This is a genomic window from Reyranella sp., from assembly GCF_050185545.1.
GTDB lineage: Bacteria > Pseudomonadota > Alphaproteobacteria > Reyranellales > Reyranellaceae > Reyranella.
This window is the reverse complement of sequence record NZ_JBFWZI010000040.1, coordinates 13,656-32,956: the sequence shown is the minus strand read 5'-3', so window position 1 is coordinate 32,956 and position 19,301 is coordinate 13,656. Positions and strand designations below refer to the sequence as shown.

General features: G+C 67.1%; 24 protein-coding genes and 1 other RNA gene. 7 read left to right on the top strand and 18 right to left on the bottom strand.

The window, feature by feature from the left end; genetic code table 11:
• Nucleotides 1–399: 399 nt before the first annotated feature.
• From pal to AB7O82_RS13705, 18 genes are all read right to left on the bottom strand, one after another.
• A complete protein-coding gene (gene pal / locus AB7O82_RS13790) occupies nucleotides 400–861 on the bottom strand; it encodes a peptidoglycan-associated lipoprotein Pal (RefSeq protein ID WP_428541923.1) in 462 nt (153 codons plus the stop codon).
• Between the two features lie 74 nt (nucleotides 862–935).
• Nucleotides 936–2,273 carry a Tol-Pal system beta propeller repeat protein TolB gene (tolB, locus tag AB7O82_RS13785; protein ID WP_428541920.1) on the bottom strand — a complete coding sequence of 446 codons (1,338 nt, stop codon included), beginning with the start codon at nucleotides 2,271–2,273 and terminating at the stop codon, nucleotides 936–938.
• Nucleotides 2,274–2,325: 52 nt separating this feature from the next.
• Nucleotides 2,326–3,378, bottom strand: coding sequence for a hypothetical protein (locus AB7O82_RS13780; protein WP_428541917.1), 1,053 nt, complete (start codon nucleotides 3,376–3,378; stop codon nucleotides 2,326–2,328).
• 19 nt (nucleotides 3,379–3,397) lie between these two features.
• Nucleotides 3,398–3,937: a protein TolR gene (gene tolR, locus AB7O82_RS13775; RefSeq protein WP_428541914.1), complete on the bottom strand. Its 540-nt coding sequence runs from the start codon at nucleotides 3,935–3,937 to the stop codon at nucleotides 3,398–3,400.
• Nucleotides 3,937–4,671: a protein TolQ gene (gene tolQ, locus AB7O82_RS13770; protein WP_428541911.1), complete on the bottom strand. Its 735-nt coding sequence runs from the start codon at nucleotides 4,669–4,671 to the stop codon at nucleotides 3,937–3,939. Before tolQ ends, tolR begins: the two co-directional genes overlap by 1 nt.
• 24 nt (nucleotides 4,672–4,695) lie before the next feature.
• Nucleotides 4,696–5,193, bottom strand: coding sequence for a tol-pal system-associated acyl-CoA thioesterase (ybgC, locus tag AB7O82_RS13765; protein ID WP_428541908.1), 498 nt, complete (start codon nucleotides 5,191–5,193; stop codon nucleotides 4,696–4,698).
• Complete coding sequence (gene ruvB / locus AB7O82_RS13760) at nucleotides 5,190–6,275, bottom strand: Holliday junction branch migration DNA helicase RuvB (protein ID WP_428541905.1); 1,086 nt, start codon at nucleotides 6,273–6,275, stop codon at nucleotides 5,190–5,192. Before ruvB ends, ybgC begins: the two co-directional genes overlap by 4 nt.
• The gene (gene ruvA / locus AB7O82_RS13755) at nucleotides 6,272–6,886 is read right to left on the bottom strand and encodes a Holliday junction branch migration protein RuvA (RefSeq protein ID WP_428541902.1); all 615 of its coding nucleotides are present in this window, start codon (nucleotides 6,884–6,886) and stop codon (nucleotides 6,272–6,274) included. Before ruvA ends, ruvB begins: the two co-directional genes overlap by 4 nt.
• Entirely contained in the window at nucleotides 6,883–7,374 is a 492-nt protein-coding gene (ruvC, locus tag AB7O82_RS13750) for a crossover junction endodeoxyribonuclease RuvC (RefSeq protein WP_428541899.1), read from the bottom strand. The genes ruvA and ruvC overlap by 4 nt, the downstream gene beginning before the upstream one ends.
• A 7-nt stretch (nucleotides 7,375–7,381) precedes the next feature.
• Nucleotides 7,382–8,140: a YebC/PmpR family DNA-binding transcriptional regulator gene (locus AB7O82_RS13745; protein WP_428541896.1), complete on the bottom strand. Its 759-nt coding sequence runs from the start codon at nucleotides 8,138–8,140 to the stop codon at nucleotides 7,382–7,384.
• 300 nt (nucleotides 8,141–8,440) lie between these two features.
• Complete coding sequence (locus AB7O82_RS13740; RefSeq protein ID WP_428541893.1) at nucleotides 8,441–9,247, bottom strand: TIGR00282 family metallophosphoesterase; 807 nt, start codon at nucleotides 9,245–9,247, stop codon at nucleotides 8,441–8,443.
• A 3-nt stretch (nucleotides 9,248–9,250) separates the two neighbouring features.
• Nucleotides 9,251–9,820 carry a 5-formyltetrahydrofolate cyclo-ligase gene (locus AB7O82_RS13735; RefSeq protein WP_428541890.1) on the bottom strand — a complete coding sequence of 190 codons (570 nt, stop codon included), beginning with the start codon at nucleotides 9,818–9,820 and terminating at the stop codon, nucleotides 9,251–9,253.
• Between the two features lie 206 nt (nucleotides 9,821–10,026).
• A non-coding RNA gene (ssrS, locus tag AB7O82_RS13730) (6S RNA) lies at nucleotides 10,027–10,183 on the bottom strand.
• Between the two features lie 109 nt (nucleotides 10,184–10,292).
• Entirely contained in the window at nucleotides 10,293–10,628 is a 336-nt protein-coding gene (locus AB7O82_RS13725) for a cell division protein ZapA (protein WP_428541887.1), read from the bottom strand.
• 57 nt (nucleotides 10,629–10,685) lie between these two features.
• On the bottom strand, nucleotides 10,686–10,970 hold the full coding sequence (locus AB7O82_RS13720; RefSeq protein ID WP_428541884.1) for a hypothetical protein: 285 nt from the start codon (nucleotides 10,968–10,970) through the stop codon (nucleotides 10,686–10,688).
• A 66-nt stretch (nucleotides 10,971–11,036) separates the two neighbouring features.
• Nucleotides 11,037–11,405, bottom strand: a complete 369-nt coding sequence (locus AB7O82_RS13715; protein ID WP_428541881.1) for a hypothetical protein — start codon at nucleotides 11,403–11,405, stop codon at nucleotides 11,037–11,039.
• Between the two features lie 18 nt (nucleotides 11,406–11,423).
• Complete coding sequence (locus AB7O82_RS13710) at nucleotides 11,424–11,915, bottom strand: glycine/sarcosine/betaine reductase selenoprotein B family protein (protein ID WP_428541878.1); 492 nt, start codon at nucleotides 11,913–11,915, stop codon at nucleotides 11,424–11,426.
• Nucleotides 11,916–12,101: 186 nt separating this feature from the next.
• Entirely contained in the window at nucleotides 12,102–12,995 is an 894-nt protein-coding gene (locus tag AB7O82_RS13705; RefSeq protein WP_428541875.1) for a phytanoyl-CoA dioxygenase family protein, read from the bottom strand.
• Between the two features lie 86 nt (nucleotides 12,996–13,081).
• Here AB7O82_RS13705 and AB7O82_RS13700 point away from each other — a divergent pair, with 86 nt between their 5' ends.
• The 7 genes from AB7O82_RS13700 to AB7O82_RS13670 all read left to right on the top strand — a co-directional run bounded on the left by AB7O82_RS13700 (nucleotide 13,082) and on the right by AB7O82_RS13670 (nucleotide 19,299).
• A complete protein-coding gene (locus AB7O82_RS13700) occupies nucleotides 13,082–13,552 on the top strand; it encodes an Lrp/AsnC family transcriptional regulator (protein WP_428619591.1) in 471 nt (156 codons plus the stop codon).
• A gap of 201 nt (nucleotides 13,553–13,753) precedes the next feature.
• Nucleotides 13,754–15,715 (top strand): transketolase, encoded by a 1,962-nt coding sequence (tkt, locus tag AB7O82_RS13695; protein WP_428541869.1) that lies wholly within the window; start codon nucleotides 13,754–13,756, stop codon nucleotides 15,713–15,715.
• A gap of 32 nt (nucleotides 15,716–15,747) precedes the next feature.
• Entirely contained in the window at nucleotides 15,748–16,755 is a 1,008-nt protein-coding gene (gap, locus tag AB7O82_RS13690; RefSeq protein ID WP_428541866.1) for a type I glyceraldehyde-3-phosphate dehydrogenase, read from the top strand.
• A gap of 230 nt (nucleotides 16,756–16,985) precedes the next feature.
• Nucleotides 16,986–17,459 (top strand): ureidoglycolate lyase, encoded by a 474-nt coding sequence (locus AB7O82_RS13685; protein WP_428541863.1) that lies wholly within the window; start codon nucleotides 16,986–16,988, stop codon nucleotides 17,457–17,459.
• A gap of 190 nt (nucleotides 17,460–17,649) precedes the next feature.
• The gene (locus AB7O82_RS13680; protein ID WP_428619589.1) at nucleotides 17,650–17,892 is read left to right on the top strand and encodes a hypothetical protein; all 243 of its coding nucleotides are present in this window, start codon (nucleotides 17,650–17,652) and stop codon (nucleotides 17,890–17,892) included.
• Nucleotides 17,889–18,812 carry an allantoinase PuuE gene (locus AB7O82_RS13675; protein WP_428619587.1) on the top strand — a complete coding sequence of 308 codons (924 nt, stop codon included), beginning with the start codon at nucleotides 17,889–17,891 and terminating at the stop codon, nucleotides 18,810–18,812. Before AB7O82_RS13680 ends, AB7O82_RS13675 begins: the two co-directional genes overlap by 4 nt.
• A gap of 124 nt (nucleotides 18,813–18,936) precedes the next feature.
• On the top strand, nucleotides 18,937–19,299 hold the full coding sequence (locus AB7O82_RS13670) for a FitA-like ribbon-helix-helix domain-containing protein (protein ID WP_428541854.1): 363 nt from the start codon (nucleotides 18,937–18,939) through the stop codon (nucleotides 19,297–19,299).
• The last annotated feature ends 2 nt before the right edge of the window (nucleotides 19,300–19,301 follow it).

The following is a 19,301-nucleotide window of genomic DNA, read 5'->3' as shown; positions in this document are numbered from 1 at the left end:
TACGGGGCGGAGGGGCATAGGCGTTAAACTAAGAAGAATCCTCATCCTGAGGAGGCCGCGCAGCGGCCGCCTCGAAGGATGGGCCACACAGTAGATCGTTGAAAAAAGCGGTGTCGCAGCGGTCCCTCCTTTGCCGACCAAAGGGCGAAGGTTACTTCGCCCGATTCGAGACGCGGGCCTGCGGGCCGCTCCTCAGAGTGACGATTCTTCTTAGTTTAACGCCTATGGGGCGGAGGGGGAGAGCATCAGTCGAGATCTCTGAAGTTCCGACGTCGGACTGAGAGAAAGCTCGACGGCTTTCCCCCTCCGGCCCTTCGGGCAACCTCCCCCGACTACGGGGGAGGGATTTGAGTGCGGCCATGGCTGGCGGAGCGACCGGCGCCAATTCGCACTGTCCGATTACTGCAGCTCGGTCACGGCCCGGCGGTTGCGCGCCCAGGCCGCTTCGTCGGAACCCACGGGGTCGGGACGCTCCTTGCCATAGCTGATGGTCTTGATTCGCGAAGCCGGGATGCCCTGGGCGATCAGGTACTGCCGGGCGGCGTTGGCGCGGCGCTCGCCGAGCGCCAGGTTGTACTCGCGCGTACCGCGCTCGTCGCAATGGCCCTCGATGGTGATCGGGTAGTTGGGGTACTTCTTCAGCCACTCGGCCTGTCGGTTCAGCGTCTGCCTGCCATCCTCGCGAATGGTAGACATGTCCGTGTCGAAGAACACGCGATCGCCGACATTCTGACGGAAATCGGCAACCGAACCGGGCGTTACGGTCGTGCTTGCCGCAGAGGCGGTCTGCTGTTGCTCGCTGCTGCAAGCGGCCAGGAGGACCATTGCTGTGACGGTCGCTAATGCTTTGAATAGGTGCATTTTTGAGTTCTCCTAACGAATTCGACCCGGGCGAGAGGTACGCACGGGCCGAGGGCCAAAGATCATATATTTCGCTACTGCGGAATCAAGGGTGACCATGCCGGGTCGGAAGCGTCACCCGGGGTCGGCACCTGGCGTTCGAAGCGGCCGGTGATGTCGATTTGAAACAGCCCCACAGAGCCGGCGCGACCGCCCGAGCTGGGGTTGCCGCGGAAGAACATCAGCACGCGGCCATTGGGCGCCCAGGTCGGCCCCTCTACCAGGAAGCCGCTGGCCAGCATGCGCTCGCCGCTGCCGTCGGTGCGCATGACGCCGATGCCGAAGCCGCCGGCGCCGATCTTGGTGAAGGCAATGAAGTCGCCGCGCGGCGACCACACCGGCGTGGCGTAGCGGCCCTCGCCGAAGCTGATGCGGCGCTCGCCGCCGCCGCCCGCGCCCATGACATAGAGCTGCTGGGAGCCGCCGCGGTCGGAGTTGAAGACGATCTGCGAGCCGTCGTTGGAATAGCACGGCGAGGTGTCGATCGCCGGCGTGTTGGTCAGGCGGCGCAGCGCGCGGCCGCGCACGTTCATCTCGTAAAGGTCGCTGTTGCCGTCGGCGGAAATGCTCATCACCACCTTGGTTCCGTCGGGCGAGAAGCGCGGCGCGAAGCTCATGCCCGGGAAGTTGCCGAGCAGCTCGCGGCGGCTGCTGTCGACACTCTGCAGGTAGACGCGCGGCGGGCCGCGGTCCTCGCCGTACGCCATGTAGACTATCTCCTGCAGGGTCGGCGAGAAGCGCGGGGTCAACGCGATCGTCCGCCCGTCGGTGATGTAGCGGTTGTTGGCGCCATCCTGGTCCATGATGGCGATGCGCTTGACGCGGGCATTGGCCGGACCGCTTTCGGAGACATAAGCGACCCGGGTGTCGAAATAGCCGTCCTCGCCGGTCACCCGCTTGTAGATCGCGTCGGCGATGATGTGCGCGAGCCGCCGCCAGTTGCCGGGCTGGCTGTTGAAGGACAGCCCCGTCGCCTGCTGGCCGACCACGACATCCCACAGGCGGAAGTCGACCTTGATGTTGCCGCCGCCCGACTGGACCTGGCCAACCACCAGGCCGGCTGCTCCGATGCTTCGCCAGTCGGGAAAGCGTGGCGCCGAGTTGGCGTCGACGTCGCGCTGGATGAAGGCGCTGGGCGCGATCGAGCGGAACAGGCCGCAATTCTGCAGGTCGTTGCGGATCACCTCGGCGATTTGCGCGCCGACGCGATCGCCGGGGAAATCGACGATGGCGATCGGTACTGGCTCGAAGGTGGGCCGGGTCATGTCGATGGTGAGCTGGGCACGGGCCGGTACGGCAGCGCCTGCGGCAAGGGCGGCCGCGCCCAGGATCGTCGACCGCCGGGGAAGCATCAGGTTGTTCTTTGTGGTCATGCGAGGGGCCTCGATTTTATTGTAACTGCGTCGGTTGTTGAGAGCTCGAACGTCAGTAGTCGCGGGGATCGAAATTGAAGGTGATGGTGCGCCACGAGTTGTACTTGTCGGCGGGCAGCGGCCAGGGCTGGCAGCGCGGGTTCATGATGGCGCGGTGAGCTGCGTCGGCGGCAGCACGGAACGTCGGGTCGTTGTTGTAGCGTCCCGTGTCCCGCAGCTCGGCCTTCACCGGCGTGCCGTCCTGGTTCATCTGCACGGTCAGCACGACGATCAGCCCGGCCTGGTCCCTGACACCGGCCGGGAAGTTCCAGCACGGTCGGATCCTGTTGCGCACGCCCTCGATCTCGCTCGCCGTCACGACCGTGGCGAGATTGGGCGCCGCCGGCGCCTGGCGCGTCGGATTGGGCACCGGCTTGGGCTGCTGCTCGGGCGTGTGCACCTTCTGCGGCGACTGCTTGTTCTTCAGGATGTCGTCGATCATCGAATCGACATTCGGCTTCGGCGGCGCGGGCTTGGGCGGCGGCGGCTTGGGCGGCGCCGGTTTCGCGACCTGCGGCGTAGGTTTGGGCGGCTGGGGCTTCGGCGGCTCCGGCTTCTTCACCTCGGGCGCAGGCTTGGGCGGCTCCGGCGGCTTCTCGACCTTGGGCGGCTCGGGCTCCTTGGGCTTCAGCGCGATCAGGTCCTCGGCCGGCTTGGCGACCTCGGGCTTCGGCTTCTCGGCCGGCGGCGTCGGCTTGGGCGCCTCGGCGACCTCGGGCTTGGGCTTCTCCGCGGGTGGCTGCGGCTTGGGTTGCTCGACAACCTGTGGCGGCTTGGGAGTCTCGGGCGCCGGCGGCGGATCGGAGGTCTTGGGCGGCGGCGCCTTCGACGTCTCCTGCGCGATCGGCGCTTCCTTGGGCTGCGGCGGCGGATTGCCGACCGTCGGTGCGGCGGCCTTCTTGTCGATCGCCTCGAACTCGACCATCACCGGCTCGGGATCGAGCGGCGGCTGCTTGTTGAAGAAGTCGAAGCCCAGCACCGCCGCAGCCAGCACGACGGCATGCACCATTCCCGACAGGACTGCCGGGGTGCGCATCTCGATGCTGTCGCGCGTGCGTCGCGCCATCGACCACCTCTCCGATCCGCTAGCGCCGGGGCGTCGGCGCTTGCGGTTGCTGTTGCGGCTGACCACCGCGCGGCGCAGGCGCGGGGCTCACCGTGCCACCGCCCTTGCCGAGCGCCTGCGCCTGCTCGCCGAGCAGGCCGAGCTGGCGGAAGCCGCTGTCGATCACCACGCCCATGACCTCCATCATCTTTCCGTAGTTCACGGCCTTGTCGCCGCGGATGAAGACGCGCTGGTCGGGCTTCTCCTCGTGCACCGCCTTGAGCTTGCTGCTGAGCTCGGGTAGCTCGTACTTGGTTTCGCCGAGGTACACCTCGTCCTGCGCATTGACCGATACGACCAGCGGCTCGTCCTTGCCGCCGACCTGTTGGGCGCTGGTCTTCGGCAGGTCGACCGGCACGCCGACCTGGAGGAGCGGCGCCGTCACCATGAAGATGATCAGCAGCACCAGCATGACGTCGACCAGCGGCGTCACGTTGATGTCGGCGATCGGCACGTAGCGCCTTCGCCTGAACTTGCTGCCGCCCGAGGTCGAGCCCGGGGCGGGAATGATTCCCGCCATCAGACCTGCTCCTCGAGCTGGCGCGACAGGATGGTGATGAATTCACCCGCGAACGACTCGAGCTGCTGGGCGTAGCGTGCCACCTGGCCCGACAGGATGTTATAGGCGCCGGCCGCCGGGATCGCGGCGACCAGGCCGATCGCGGTGGCGAACAGCGCCTCGGAAATGCCAGGCGCCACGACGGCGAGCGAGGTGTTCTTCGACAGCGCGATATGGCCGAAGCTGTTCATGATGCCCCACACCGTGCCGAACAGACCGACGAAGGTGGCATTGGCGCCGACCGTCGCCAGAAACCCCAGTCGCTTCTCGATCGCCTCCATCTCGCGCTGGATGGTGACGCCCATGACCTGCTCGATGCGCTGGCGCAAGGCCGCGCGCGCCGAGGCGCTGGCGTCGAGTCCCTTCGACACCGAGCGACGCCATTCGCGCATCGCCGACGAGAAGATGCTCGACATCGGATCGTCGGGCTTGGCGCCCACCCGATCGTAGAGATCCTCGAGCGACACGCCCGACCAGAACGTGTCCTCGAACGACTGCGCGCTCTTCTTCAGCGAACGCAGCCGGATCATCTTCTCGAAGATGATCGCCCATGACCAGAAGGACGCCAGCAGCAGCGCGATCATCACCGCCTTGACGACCCAGTCGGCCTGCATGAACAGGCCGTAGACCGACATGTCGATCGGTCCGGTGCTGCCGCCGAGGGGGGTGCCGGCGACCTGCGCGAACGCGTCCATTGATATCTCCGTTGGTTCAAAGGGTTATACTCGAATATGGCGTGAGCGGGGCGGTACCCCGGGAGCCGTGCCGGCGGGTCGGGCGCCATTCGTCGCGATCTGTGACAAAGCTGTGCGAACCTCCAATGGCAGGCGGGTCGGCCGGCCATCGGCGGCCATGCAGGCGACCAGCAGGTCGGCGCGGACCAGCAGCTCCTCGCCGCGCCACGCCTCCTGAAGCATGTCGAGCGAGGCGCCGCGCGGCGCACCACAGCGGGTCACAACGTCGATCGTCTCGTCGAGCCGCGCCGGCTTCAGGTAGTCGATGGCGCAGCGGCGCACGACCCAGTTGATGCCGCGCTCGTCGCGCAAGGCGCTGTGCTGCTGGCCGAGCAGGCGCAGCATCTCGGTGCGCCCGCGCTCCAGGAAGCGCAGCCAGTTGGCGTAATAGACGATGCCGGCGGCGTCGGTGTCCTCGTAGTAGATGCGCATGGGCAGCACGTGCGCGCCGTCGACCAGGCGGCCGGAGGTCGGCGCGCTCACGCCGGCTCCGCCGTCCCGTCCGGCGCCAGCAGATCGAGCTGGCGCATCTGCGCGGCCGGCATCGCGATTCCGAGGTGACGGTAGCCCGCCTCCGAGAGCAGACGGCCGCGTGGCGTGCGCATCAGCAGGCCGAGCTGCATCAGGTAGGGCTCGATCACGTCCTCGATGACGTCGCGCTGCTCGGCGAGCGCGGCCGCCAGCGTCTCGGCGCCGACCGGACCGCCGCCGTAATTCTCGGCGATGCAGGCGAGGTAGCGGCGGTCCTGGGCGTCGAGTCCGCGGCCGTCGATCTCGAGCCGGTTGAGCGCAGAATCGGCCACCCTGGCGTCAACCACCGCCTCGCCGCCGACCGCCGCGAAGTCGCGCACGCGGCGCAGCAGGCGGTTGGCGACGCGCGGCGTGCCGCGCGAGCGCTTGGCGATCTCGGCCCCGCCGTCGGGCGCCATCGCCATCTTCAGGACGCGCGCGGCGCGATGCACGATCAATTCGAGCTCGGCCGGCTCGTAGAACACCATGCGCAGCGGGATGCCGAAGCGCTCGCGCAGCGGCCGCGTCATCAGGCCGGAGCGCGTGGTGGCGCCGACCAGCGTGAACGGCGGCAGCTCGATGCGCACCGAGCGCGCTGCCGGCCCCTCGCCGATCATCAGGTCGAGCTGGAAATCCTCCATCGCCGGATAGAGCACTTCCTCGATCGCCGGATTGAGACGATGGATCTCGTCGATGAACAGCACGTCGTGCGGCTGCAGGTTGGTGAGCTGGGCGGCGAGATCGCCCGCCTTCTGGATCACCGGCCCGGAGGTGGCGCGAAAGCCGACGCCCATCTCGCGCGCCACGATTTGCGCCAGCGTCGTCTTGCCGAGCCCGGGCGGCCCGTGGAACAACACGTGGTCGAGCGCCTCGCCTCGCGACTTCGCTGCGGCGATATAGACCTTCAGATTCTCGCGCAGCTGCTTCTGGCCGACGAAGTCGTCGAGCGTCTGCGGCCTGAGCGCCTGCTCGGCGGCGTCTTCCTCGGCGCGCGCCGAGGCAACCAGCCGGTCGGGCGTTGCCCGTTCGGGCGCAGGCTTGACCGGCGCCTTCATCGCGCCAGCTCACGCAGGCCGGCGCGCACGACGGCGTCGAACGTGGCCTCGGCGCCGAGCTGCTGCGTGGCGCGCGCCACCGCGCCGAACGCCTCGACACGCTTGTAGCCGAGATTGACGAGGGCCGAGACCGCGTCCTCGTTGACCGAGCCGCTTGCCGTCGCCGGTGACGGCGACGCTGCGGCGCCGCGAGCAACCGGCGGCACGCCGAACGACGCCGCGCGATCCTTGAGCTCGGTGGCGAGCCGCGCGGCGAGCTTCGGCCCGACGCCGGCGGGACGGCTGAGGGTCGCACGATCCTGGGCGACGATGGCGCGCGCAATCTCGTCGGGCGACAAGGTTGACAGAATCGACAGCGCGACGCGCGCACCGACGCCCTGCACCGTGGTGAGAATTCGGAACCAGTCACGCTCGCCGCCGTCGAGGAAGCCGTAGAGCGCGATCGCATCTTCGCGCACGATGGTCTCGACCAGCACGGTAACGCCGGCGCCCACGGCGAGATCGCGCAAAGTGCGGGCCGACGCCGACACCAGATAGCCGACACCGCCGACGTCGATCACCGCGCTGTCGGTGTCGATCGACTCGACGACGCCTTTCAGCCGGGCGATCACAGCGCGGCCTCGATGCGGCGCTGGGTGGCGCGATGATGGGCATGGCAGATCGCCACCGCGAGGGCGTCGGCGGCATCGCCTTCGGCGTCGCTGCCGGGCAGCAGGCGGCCGACCATCATGGCGATCTGGCGCTTGTCGGCGTGGCCCGCGCCGGTCACCGACTTCTTGATCAGATTGGCGGCGTACTCGAACACCGGCAGGCCGGCGCGCGCCGGCGCCAGCATGACCACGCCGCGCGCTTGGCCGAGCTTGAGGGTGGACCCCGGATTGACGTTCACGAACGTCTCCTCGACCGCCGCCTCGGCGGGCTGCTGATCGGCGACGATCGCGGCGACGCCGTCGTAGAGGGCGCGCAGGCGGTCGGCCAGCACGCCCGACGCATCGACACGCACGACACCGTGCGCGACATGACGCAGCCGGTTGCCGTCGACTTCGATCACGCCCCAGCCGGTCAGCCGCAGACCGGGATCGAGGCCGATCAGTCTCATCGCGCCGTCAGGCCGCGAACTTCGCCAGAGCGTCGTCCGACACCTCGAAATTGGCGTAGACGTTCTGGACGTCGTCGTTGTCTTCCAGCGCTGCCATCAGGTCGACCAGCGTCTGCACGGTATCGCCTTCGATCGGCGTCGTGGTCTTGGGCCGCCACGTCAGCTTGGCCACCGACGGCTGGCCGAGCGATTTCTCGAGCGCTTCGCGCACCGCGTTGAAGCTGTCCTGCGCGCAGTAGATCTCGTGCACGCCCTCGGGCCCCTCGCCGCTCACCACGTCGTCGGCACCGGCGTCGATCGCCTTCTCCAGCACGTCGTCGGCCGAGCCGACGGAGAGCGGAAAGCGGAACTCGCCCAGGCGATCGAAAATGAACGACACGCTGTTCGATTCACCGAGATTGCCGCCGTGCTTGGAGAAGATCGAGCGCACCTCGCCGGCGGTGCGGTTACGGTTGTTGGTCAACGCCTCGACGATGACGGCGACGCCGGCCGGGCCGTAGCCCTCGTAGCGCACCTCGTCGTAGTTGGCATCAGCATCGGACCCCGAGCCGCGCTTGATGGCGCGATCGATGGTATCGCGCGTCATGTTGTTGTCGCGCGCGGCAATGACGGCGGCACGAAGGCGCGGATTGGCGTTCGGATCGGGCGAGCCCAGGCGCGCCGCCGTGGTGATCTCGCGGATCAGCTTGGTGAAGATCTTGGCCCGCTGGGCGTCCTGGCGCCCCTTGCGGTGCATGATGTTCTTGAATTGCGAATGGCCAGCCATCGCCCAACAACCAGATTCAGTGATTTCCTGCGGCGCCTATACCACTTCTCGTGGCGTTTGGGAGTGTCTGAGACGGTGCAAGACGGCCCGGAACAAAAAAAGGCGGGGGCCGAAGCCCCCGCTAAAAAACGTCGGAACCTAGATTCCGACGCCCCCTCTAACCTGGAAGACAGCTCGCCGATCCGGCGAAAAATCCTTTAACATCAAAAGGATGCCGATTTTTCCCCAGGTCGTCAACGAGCCTCTTCAGGCTACCGCTAATAGATAGGGACGCCTGGGTGCGACCACAAGATGCAGCAGTCAGGGCGTCTGAGGCAGTCTGCCGCCCAGCCGGACCGGGCGGATCGACCGGGCGAGACCGGTCCGATCATCGGTTTCAACGAGCGCTGCGCACAGGGTTCCCTCGCCTTCGGCCGGCGCCAGCCGTTCGCCCGGCATCTTGCGGATGAAGCGCTGGACGGCGATCTCCTTCTTCATGCCGATCACCGAGTCGTAATCGCCGCACATGCCGACGTCCGTCTGGTAGGCGGTGCCGCCGGGCAGGATCCAGGCATCGGCGGTCGGAACGTGGCTGTGGCTGCCCAGCACGGCCGAGACGCGACCGTCGCAATAGTGCCCGACCGACTGCTTCTCGCTGGTCGCCTCGCCGTGCACGTCGACCAGGATGAAATGCGCCGAGCCGCCCAGCGCGTACTTCGCCAGTTCCGTCTCGACGGCGCGGAACGGGTCGTCGAGCGAATCCATGAACAGGCGGCACATGACATTGATGACCACGATCTTCTGGCCGCGCGCGGACTGGAACAGGTTGGCACCCCAGCCCGGCGTGCCGGGCGGGAAGTTGATCGGCCGCAGCAGGCGCTTGTCCTGCGCGATGTAGGGGATGATCTCGCGCTGGTCCCAGACATGGTTGCCGGTGGTGATGCAGTCGACTCCGGCCTCGTGCAGCTCGGCGCAGATCTTGGCGGTGATGCCGAACCCGGCCGCCGCGTTCTCGCCGTTGACGGCAACGAAATCGAGCTCGAGCTCGCGGCGCAGCCGCGGTACTTCCTTGATGACGGCGTCACGGCCGGCACGGCCGACGATGTCACCACAAAACAGAACCTTCATGCGTCAGACAAAGGCGCAAGCGCGCCGGTCGGTCAACAGCCAATCGAGGCGCTGGTCGTCCGGACCGTGCGGCACGGCATCGACGACCTGCTCGTCGTAGCCGACGCCGACCGCGGTTACCTGGCGCCGGGCGCGCAAGCCGGCCAGCGTCCGGTCGTAGAAGCCGCCGCCATAGCCCAGCCGCCAGCCCTCCCTGTCGCAGGCGAGCAGCGGCACCAGCAGGCCGTCGGGCTCGAGCACCTCGCGATCGCCGAACGGATGAAAGGTGCCGAATACGCCCGCTTCCAGCGCATCGCCGGGCGACCAGGCGCGGAATACCAGCGGCTGGCGCTTGCCCTGCACGACCGGCAATGCCAGCCGGCAGCCGGCCTCGACCAGGGCATGCATCAGCGGCCGGACGTCGATCTCCTCGTTGATCGACCAGAAGGCCGTGACGACGGCCGGTAGCGCGAACGGCTTCTCGTCGAAGAAGGCAGCGCACAGGCGATCGGCCGCTGCGCGGCGATGCTCCTCGCTCAGTGCGGCGCGCCGCGCCACCATGGCGCTGCGCAGGCGCTTCTTGTCTTCGATCAAGTGCTCTCTCGCCTCCCCCGTCATCGGGCCCGATTACGGGAAAGGTGCCCCCGCAAGGGGGCGAAGGGGGAGAGCCTCAATCGAGCTGCGTGTGAGTCCGACGTCGGAATTGTTTCGACCTCATGTGTGGCCCTCTCCCTCCGGCCCTGCGGGCACCTCCCCCGATTAAGGGGGAGGAAAGGAAGCGGACGACGGAATAAAGGTGGGGCGGATCCACGATGGGCCGTGGTTCGTAGAACCTCCAAGGCCTGCAAAAGCAGGTGGGCACCGTGTAGCCAAGACCACGGTCGAGGCCAGGAACAGTTCCCAGGAGTTCTTATTGGCCCCGGGGTTTTAAGCGAACCTCGCACCGCGCAGAGCCCGCCCCGCTCTCAATCTAGTGATTGGCGCCGGCGGCTGCAATGATGGGCTTTCTTCTGGACCGCGGGCGTCATGATGCATGAGCGGGCGGGACGCCCGCGGTCCAAAAGCGTCAGGCCGCGCCGCTCATCTTGCGGCTCATCTTGTCGACTCGCGCGGTAATCAGGTCTTCGAGCGCGGTGGCCAGCGTCTCGGCGTTGTCAGTGGCGCTGGCGCGGGCGTTCTCGGCAGCCTTGGCGATGCCGCGCGCCTCGCGGCTTTCCTCGGCCAGCAGCAGCGCGGCGAAGACCAGCAGCTTGACCTCGGGCGTGCCCGGCATCTGGCGGCGCAGCTCGTTCACCTTCTCGTCGACATAGGCGGCCAGCTCCTGGACCCGCCCCTCCTCGCCCTCGCCACAGGCGAGCTCGTAGGTTCGATTGGCAATCTGGATCGCTACTTCACGCGGCATTTTCCGCTCCTCCGTTTTTGCGCCGTACCGGCGTTCGAGGGGATCAGCAGTCTGACGTCACTTCTGGTCGACCGCCAGCAACGAGCGGATGTATTCCATCGCCCGCTCGAGCCGGCCTTCCACTTCGCTTGCAACCTTCTTCAGCTCGTTATGCTGGTGCTCCAACCGGGCCAGTCGCTCGGCGAGCTCGTCGGCCCGCGCCTTCTCGCTCTGCAGCCGCGCATCCACCATCGATTCGAGGCGGCTCAGCGCGTCGTTGACGCGATCCTTCGCACTGCCTGCCCTGGCCATGGTTCCCCCGCCGACGGAAGGCAGTTGGTTTCCCGGCTGCACCTGCTCCATCACGGAATCATAAGTGCTGCCCCGTGGAGTGGTCAACATCTTGACCCTGTGGAGCAACACAAACCGCTAGATGTTGCCGCGTGGCTGCGACGCCTGCTTTCGCTTCTCGCGCCGCGCGACGCCCGCGGCCAGCAGCTTCTCGCGATCCTCGGGCCTCACCCGGTTGTAGCGCTCGCGCCACCCGGAATCGGGCTTCCACTCGAACGGCGCGCGCGACGTGGTGCGCGGCGCCGTCGCCGTTTCCAGGAGCGACACGGCGCGCCGCACGATCTCGGTCTGCATGTCACGGTTCCACGGGTGGCCGCATGGATTCCCCAAGGGAAAATCGCTGAACAAAAAACGCGGCACGGCGCAGTGCTCGACGATGTCCCGGGCCGAGCCCACGACGACGGTCGGTATGCCGTTCGCTTCGAGATGACGGGCGACCAGACTCACGGTCTGGTGGCAGACGGGTCAAAGCGCGGTGAGCAGTGCCGCGTCGACTTTGTCCTCGCGCAATCGCCGCAGGATCTCCGGCGCGTCCTCTTCCTTCGTCTTGCGGTGGCTGTAGTCGGTCGGCGCGCCGTGAAAGCGCGGCGACAGGGCGCCGATCGTGCCGTCGGCCACGAGCCTCTTCATCGCGTCGATGGGCAGGAACGTCTCGCGGTCGTCGGTGTGGGTGGCCTCCCTGTCCCACGCGACGTCGGTGTCGAAGGTGGCCGGTGGATTTTGGACCTCGCCCGACCAGACGTGCTTGCGGTTGCGGGCATCGCGGTTGGACAGGTCGGGCGGACCGGCCGTCGTGATCAGGGCCACGGTCGACGCACGCAGCGGCTTTGCCAGATGCGCGAACGGGGCGTCGCTATGATGCGCCCAGACGTAGTCCGACTCGTAGCCCAGCGCGCGATAATAGTGTCGCGTGCGTTCCATGTAGGGCACCGGCGTCCCTGCCTCACGATCGCTCATTCGCTATTCCTCCCGGTGGCAAAAACTTCGTCATCCCGACCGAAGCCGAGCGCAGCGAGGCGTAGTGGAGGGACCTGTCTTGTTGCTGCTGCATCAAGAAAGGTCCCTCCACTACGCCGCCAATGGCGCTGTAAACAGCGTCTAATCGGGCCGCTCCGCTCGGGACGACGGAAAAAAAAGACAACCTCAGTGCCGGACACTGCGCTTGCCGGTCTTGCAGTAGCCTTCGATCCACGGCGTCCGGTGGCCATCGCCTCTCCACAGGATGGGAAAGTAGCTCTCGTCGAGGCTCGGATCATCCGTCCGCTGGTAGCGCCGATAGATATAGCCGCCCGGCCGATCGGAGAACTGCGCCTCGGCCGGTGTCATGTGGATGCCGATCGATCGGCGCATGCGATCGGCCGCGGCGTTCGGCGCCGAGCCATGCCAGATCTCGCCGGCGTGGAAGACGCAGGAGCCCGCGGGGACCTCGATGAAGACCGGCTTGGGATCGGCGATGCCGGCGAGCCGCGCCGCGTTCTTCATCAGGGCGCGATGATCGTCGGGGGCGTGAAATCCCTCGGGGATCGGCGTCAGCGGCCAGCGATGCGAGCCGGCCACGTATTCGAGCGTGCCGGCGTCGCGATGCGTGTCGTCCAGCGTCACCCAGCAGGTGATCGTCCGCGGCGGATCGAGAAAATCCATGAACGACGAGTCCTGGTGCAGCGCCACGGCCTTGGTCTTGGGCGCCTTCCACCACAAGGTGTCCTGGCCGAGCCGCACCCCGGACCAGCCGGTCAGGGTCGCCGCCGCGCGCCCGACATCGGCCGACAGGGCGAGCCGTGCCACCATGAGGTCGGCTTTCCAGGCGTTCGCCATGTGGCGCGTGACATCGGGCAGGCTCATGCCCTCGCGCCAATACCATTCGTCGGGATAGACGCCGGTGTCGAACTTGCCGGCGAACAGCCTGGGAAAGCTCGCGCGCAGCGCCTCGACATGCTCCGCCGACAGCACGCTTTCGACGATGAGGAACCCGTCCCGCTCGAAACGCTCGACATCGGCATGCTGCAGGTTGGCGAGCTTCGGGAGATCGAAACTCATGTTGACCTCGCTCTGTCCATCGTCGGCCGAAGCGTAAGACCCGGACAATTCTTTGCAACCAAACAGATTTCGGTCACTCTCCGGTGATGGCCACCTTCGACCGAACAGACTTCGCCATTATCGCCATTCTGCAGAACGATGCGCGGATTCCCAACAAGGAGCTCGCGGCGCGCGTGGGGCTGGCACCGTCGAGCTGCCACGAGCGGGTGAAGCGGCTGTGGAGCGAGGGCGTGCTGACCGGCGCCCATGCCGTGGTCGAGGTGAAGCGGATGGGCGTCGGCATTGAAGCCCTGTTGTTCATCGAGCTCGCCAAGCATGAGCGCGCGACGGTCGACACCTTCATGGCCGATGTCGAAACCATCCCGGAGGTGCGCTCGGCGTTCCTCATCACCGGTCGCCACGATCTCGTGGTCCATGTCGTCGCGCGCGACACCCAGCACCTCAAGGATCTGGCGCTCGACCATTTCACCAACCGGCCGGGCGTGACGCGGATCGAGACGTCGATCATCTACGAGCAGCGTCGCCGCGCCGAAGTGCCCCTGCTGCTGCAGCCGTAAAATCGGCGATCACACAAATAGAACAGGGGCTTGGCACAGCCATGTCCTTTTGCGGATTGACGCTCGGGAGGGTGGTCGGCATGTTGCGCGCCGCTTCAAAAACCCCTACGGCATCCACGTAAAATGACAGATCAGACAGTTGATCGCCCCGCGACGGGCGACCGCCGCGACGTCGATCGCCGAGACGTTGACCGCCGTGAAATGGCGAACGCCATCCGCGTGCTGGCCATGGATGCCGTGCAGCGGGCGGACTCCGGCCATCCCGGCATGCCCATGGGCATGGCCGACGTGGCCACCGTGCTGTTCACCAAGTTCATGAAGTTCGATGCGTCGGATCCGCACTGGCCCGATCGCGATCGCTTCATCCTGTCGGCCGGCCATGGCTCGATGCTGCTGTATTCCCTGCTGCATCTGACCGGCTACGCCGACATGACGCTCGACGACCTGAAGCATTTCCGCCAGGTCGGCAGCCGCACCGCCGGTCATCCCGAGCACGGCCACGCCAGCGGCATCGAGACGACCACCGGCCCGCTGGGCCAGGGCCTCGGCAACTCGGTGGGCTTCGCCCTCGCCGAACGCCTGCTCGCCGAGCGCTTCGGCCGCGACCTCGTCGATCACTTCACCTACGTGATCGCGGGCGACGGCTGCCTGATGGAAGGCGTCGGCCAGGAAGCGATCACGCTCGCCGGCCATCTCAAGCTAGGCCGCCTGATCGTGCTGTTCGACGACAACGGCATCTCGATCGACGGCGCCACCTCGCTCAGCACCTCGGACGATCACAAGAAGCGCTTCGCCGCCGCCGGCTGGCATGTGCAGTCCGTCGACGGACACGATCCCGACGCCGTCACCCGCGCCATCCGCCGCGCCCGCGCGGTCACCGACAAGCCCTCGATGATCGCCTGCAAGACAGTGATCGGCTTCGGCGCGCCGACCAAGGCCGGCACGGCGGCGACGCACGGCTCGCCGCTCGGCAAGGACGAGGTCGCCGGCGCCCGCGAGAAGCTCGGCTGGCCGTACCCGGCGTTCGAGATCCCCGAGCCGATCCTCGGCGCCTGGCGCAAGGTCGGCGCGCGCGGCAAGTCGGCCCGTCGCAAATGGACCCAGCGTCACGCTGCGATGGCAGACGGTGACCGCGCGGAATTCGACCGCCGTCAGAAGGGCGACGTCCCGCCGACGGTCGGCGAGGCCCTCGCCGCCTTCAAGGCCAAGGTCGCGGCCGACAAGCCGTCGTGGGCAACCCGCAAGTCGAGCCAGGAAGTGCTCGAGGTCCTGAACCCGCTGCTGCCCGACATGATCGGCGGCTCGGCCGACCTCACCGGCTCGAACAATACCAGGACGGCAACGCTGAAGGCACAGACCGCGGCCGATCCGGGTGGCCGCTACGTTTATTACGGCATCCGCGAGCACGCCATGGCGGCGGCGATGAACGGCATGGCTCTGCATGGCGGGGTGATCCCGTACGGCGGCACCTTCCTGGTCTTCACCGACTATTGTCGGCCGTCGATCCGTCTCGCCGCCCTGATGGGCCTGCGCGTCATCTACGTGATGACCCACGATTCGATCGGGCTCGGTGAGGACGGCCCGACCCATCAGCCGGTCGAGCATCTCGCCGCGCTACGCGCCATCCCCAATCTCCAGGTGCTGCGCCCGGCCGACACGATCGAGACGGCCGAATGCTGGCAGATCGCGCTCGACTCGCCCAAGACGCCGACGGTGATCGCGCTCACGCGCCAGAACCTGCCGACCGTACGCGACGCCGGCGACGGCAATCGCTGCACCAGGGGCGCCTATCTCCTGGCCGGCGAGGCCGCGGCGCCGATCCGCCTGATCGCGTCGGGCTCGGAGGTGCAGCTGGCGCTGAAGGCGCGCGAGCTTCTGGCCGTGGACGGCCTCGCCGCCGCCGTGGTGTCGATGCCGTCGTGGGAATTGTTCGCGGCGCAGGACGCCCCATATCGTCAGGAGGTCCTGGGCGCCGACGGAACGGTGCGGGTCGCCTGCGAGGCCGCGGCGGGCTTCGGCTGGGAACGCTGGCTCGGAACGCGCGGCGCCTTCGTCGGCATGAAGAGCTTCGGAGGATCGGGCAAGGCGGCCGATCTCTACAGGCATTTCGGCATCACGGCCGAGGCGATCGCCGATGCGGCGCGCCGGCTCCACAACAGTTAGGGCGGATTGAAGAACCGGTAACGGAGGGGAACATGGCAGTTCGGATTGCAATCAACGGGTTCGGGCGCATCGGCCGCAATGTCGTGCGCGCCATCATCGAATCGGGACGCAAGGACATCGAGGTGGTGGCCATCAACGATCTCGGTCCGGTCGAGACCAACGCCCACCTGTTCCGCTACGACAGCGTGCATGGCCGCTTCAACGGCGAGGTCAAGGTCGACGGCGACACGATCGATGTCGGCCGCGGCAAGATGAAGGTCACCGCCGAACGCGACCCGAGCAAGCTGCCGCACAAGGAGCTGGGCGTCGAGCTGGCGCTCGAGTGCACCGGCATCTTCACCTCGAAGAAGGCGGCGTCCGCCCATCTCGCCGCCGGCGCCCGGCGCGTGCTGGTCTCGGCACCGGCCGACAACGCCGACCTGACGGTGGTCTACGGCGTCAACCACGACAAGCTCACCAAGGATCACGTCGTGGTCTCGAACGCCTCGTGCACGACGAACTGCCTGGCGCCTGTCGCCAAGGTGCTGAACGACGCAGTCGGCATCGAGCACGGCTTCATGACCACCATCCACGCCTACACCGGCGACCAGCCGACGCTCGACACCATGCACAAGGATCTCTATCGCGCCCGCGCCGCGGCGCTGTCGATGATCCCGACCTCGACGGGTGCGGCCAAGGCCGTCGGCCTGGTGCTGCCCGAGCTCAACGGCAAGCTCGACGGCGTGGCGATCCGCGTGCCGACGCCGAACGTCTCGATGATCGACTTCAAGTTCGTCGCCAAGCGCAAGACCGACAAGGACGAGATCAACAAGGCGGTCAAGCTCGCCGCCGCCAACCAGCTCAAGGGCATCCTGGGCTGGACCGACCAGCCCAACGTGTCGATCGACTTCAACCACGATTCGCACTCGTCGACCTTCCACATGGACCAGACCAAGGTCATGGACGGCACGCTGGTGCGCGTCATGAGCTGGTACGACAACGAATGGGGCTTCTCCAACCGCATGGCCGACACCGCCGTGGCGATGGGCAAGCTCGGCTGACGCTACACGAGTCATCGCCGGGAGCGCGCCACTCCGACGGCGCTCATGGGATGTGTAATCACCAGGAAGAGCGCCATCGGAGTGGCGCGCTCCCGGCGCACGACACGCCTTTCCGAGGTTGGCGCAAATAAGTCACCAGTCTTGATCGCAGCCGCGTTTGTGCTGATGCTGGTCATCGAGTGAACGGTGGGCTTGACCCGCCGCATGCGCGACAAGCGAGGAGAGCAGAGGTGCAGGTCACGCCGCAGCCGCTCAGCCGTGAGGCATTCGCCGCCTTCGGCGACGTCATCGACATCCCCGACACGGCGGGCCGCACCTACTACGACGATGCGCTGGGCAACCTGCGCCCGGGTGCCCGCGCCAGCCTCTCGGCGATCCTCAAGGTCGAGACAGTTGAGCGTCCGCTGCGCGCCGAGCTGCTCGAGCGCCACGAGTTTTCCTCCCAAACCTTCGTACCGATCGACGTCGCGCGCTGGCTGATCGTCGTGGCGCCGCACGCGGCAGCCGGCGGCCCCGACCTCGCCGGCATACGGGCCTTCATTGCCAACGGCCGGCAGGGCGTCACCTACAAGCCTGACACCTGGCACCACGGCCTCACCGTGCTCGACCGTCCCGGCCGCTTCGCCGTGTTCATGTGGCGCGACGGCAGCAAGGGCGACGAGGAGTTCGTGCCGGTCGAGCCGTTCACCATCCGAATCCCGTGAGTCCGGAGCTTACGGGTTGAATGAATAAGCTCATTCTCATGCGGACCTCGGGCGTCCCGCCCGCTCATGATTCATGAGCGGGCGAGACGCCCGCGGTCCGGAAGACGGTGAGCCCGTCCTTATCCGCGACTGGCGAACGATGGCGGCGGCGCTGGCCGCAGCCCGTGAAGCCGGCCGCAGCCCTGTTCTCGTGACTCCCGAAGACGCCGCCGCGACCTACGGCGCGGGCTACCTCGCCGCGCTAGAGCAGCGCGCTCGCGCGGAGTTTCCAGACGTCGCCTTCACGCTGATCGTCGATTGCGGCGACGCGCCGGGCTATGCCCTGGCCTGCCTGCGCGCCGGCGTGCGCCGCATCTCGATGCGCGAGCCCAACGACAAGATCGCCGACATCGCCCGACAGATGGGCGCCGAGCTGGTGAGGAGACCGACATGAGCTGGCAACCGACCCGCGACCTGATTGGCTATGGTGCGAATCCGCCTGATCCCAAATGGCCGGACGGCGCGCGCATCGCCATCAACTTCGTCGTCAACTACGAGGAAGGTTCCGAGCCGTCCATGCAGGACGGCGAGGGCTACACCGAGACCGGCCTGACCGAATCCTCGAGCTCGTCGGTCGGGCTGAAGGGCCGCGATCTCGCGGGCGAAGGCATGTTCGAGTACGGCAGCCGCGTCGGCTTCTGGCGCATCATGCGCGCCTTCCAGGAGCGCGGCCTGCCGCTCACCGTGTTCGGCTGCGCGCTGGCGCTCGAGCGCAACCCGCCGGCCGCCGAGGCGATCCGCAAATCCGGCTTCGACGTGTGCTGCCACGGCTGGCGCTGGATCCGCCACTTCCAGCTCACCGAAGCCGAGGAGCGCGACCATATCGGCAAGGCCATCGTCTCGCTGAAGAGGACGGTCGGCGAGCGCCCGGCCGGCTGGTACTGCCGCTACGGGCCCAGCGTGAACACGCGCCGCCTGCTGGTCGAGGAAGGCGGCTTCATTTACGATTCTGACTACTACGGCGACGAGCTGCCGTTCTGGCAGACGGTCGAGGGCAAGCCGCACCTGGTCGTGCCCTACTCGCTCACCAACAACGACGGCAAGTATGCCGCCGGCATGACCCACGCCGACCAGTGGTTCAGCCTGGTGCGCGACGCCTTCGACGTGCTCTATCACGAGGGCGCCACGGCGCCGAAGATGATGTCGGTCGGCCTCCACCAACGCCTGATCGGCCATCCCGGCCGCATGGCCGGCCTGTGGCGCCTGCTCGACTACATCCGCAAGCGCGAAGGCGTCTGGGTGACCCGCCGCATCGAAATCGCCCGGCACTGGATCGCCACGCACCCGTATCCTGGAAAGGGACTGAACGAGTAGGACGCGGCCTTCGCGATCCTGACACACGGAATTTGGCGCGGCAGAGGCGCATCTCCCCCTCCGTCATGCAGTCAGTCCCCGTGCTAGGTGTGATGATATCCTGATATCATCGGGGTCCGCTCACATGCCCGACATACTCATTCGACGAGTCAGCGCCCGAACGAAGGAACGCCTGAAGCAACACGCCAAACGTCACGGCAAGAGCCCGGAGGCCGACTTGCGGGAAACGCTGGACCTTATCGCCGTTTCGCCCACGCATCCTGTCATTCGACGAGAGAGCGGTACACATGGCAGCCGAACTCCTCGTTCTTGCCAGGAGCAGCGGGAGGCCGCTGCATCAAATGCCCGACGAGCTCCCGGATCTTCAGATTGCGGGCATCGCCCTCGCGAACGAATGCCTACTCGCAACGCGCCACATCGCGGATTTCCGCGGCTTGGGGATCGACCTCATAGACCCGTGGTCAGGGTAGCGCCAACTGCGGAGTAGGG

Bases quoted from the DNA above. Each gene is read 5' to 3' on its own strand.
- ruvC (WP_428541899.1), bottom strand. From the start codon at position 7,374: ATGAGACTGATCGGCCTCGATCCCGGTCTGCGGCTGACCGGCTGGGGC.
- tkt (WP_428541869.1), top strand. From the start codon at position 13,754: ATGGCGAACGCCATCCGCGTGCTGGCCATGGATGCCGTGCAGCGGGCG.
- ruvB (WP_428541905.1), bottom strand. From the start codon at position 6,275: ATGAAGGCGCCGGTCAAGCCTGCGCCCGAACGGGCAACGCCCGACCGG.
- AB7O82_RS13700 (WP_428619591.1), top strand. From the start codon at position 13,082: ATGGCCACCTTCGACCGAACAGACTTCGCCATTATCGCCATTCTGCAG.
- tolR (WP_428541914.1), bottom strand. From the start codon at position 3,937: ATGGCGGGAATCATTCCCGCCCCGGGCTCGACCTCGGGCGGCAGCAAG.
- tolQ (WP_428541911.1), bottom strand. From the start codon at position 4,671: ATGGACGCGTTCGCGCAGGTCGCCGGCACCCCCCTCGGCGGCAGCACC.
- AB7O82_RS13675 (WP_428619587.1), top strand. From the start codon at position 17,889: ATGAGCTGGCAACCGACCCGCGACCTGATTGGCTATGGTGCGAATCCG.
- AB7O82_RS13740 (WP_428541893.1), bottom strand. From the start codon at position 9,247: ATGAAGGTTCTGTTTTGTGGTGACATCGTCGGCCGTGCCGGCCGTGAC.
- gap (WP_428541866.1), top strand. From the start codon at position 15,748: ATGGCAGTTCGGATTGCAATCAACGGGTTCGGGCGCATCGGCCGCAAT.
- AB7O82_RS13710 (WP_428541878.1), bottom strand. From the start codon at position 11,915: ATGAGCGATCGTGAGGCAGGGACGCCGGTGCCCTACATGGAACGCACG.
- AB7O82_RS13725 (WP_428541887.1), bottom strand. From the start codon at position 10,628: ATGCCGCGTGAAGTAGCGATCCAGATTGCCAATCGAACCTACGAGCTC.
- tolB (WP_428541920.1), bottom strand. From the start codon at position 2,273: ATGACCACAAAGAACAACCTGATGCTTCCCCGGCGGTCGACGATCCTG.
- AB7O82_RS13745 (WP_428541896.1), bottom strand. From the start codon at position 8,140: ATGGCTGGCCATTCGCAATTCAAGAACATCATGCACCGCAAGGGGCGC.
- AB7O82_RS13670 (WP_428541854.1), top strand. From the start codon at position 18,937: ATGCCCGACATACTCATTCGACGAGTCAGCGCCCGAACGAAGGAACGC.
- AB7O82_RS13720 (WP_428541884.1), bottom strand. From the start codon at position 10,970: ATGGAGCAGGTGCAGCCGGGAAACCAACTGCCTTCCGTCGGCGGGGGA.
- AB7O82_RS13705 (WP_428541875.1), bottom strand. From the start codon at position 12,995: ATGAGTTTCGATCTCCCGAAGCTCGCCAACCTGCAGCATGCCGATGTC.
- pal (WP_428541923.1), bottom strand. From the start codon at position 861: ATGCACCTATTCAAAGCATTAGCGACCGTCACAGCAATGGTCCTCCTG.
- AB7O82_RS13780 (WP_428541917.1), bottom strand. From the start codon at position 3,378: ATGGCGCGACGCACGCGCGACAGCATCGAGATGCGCACCCCGGCAGTC.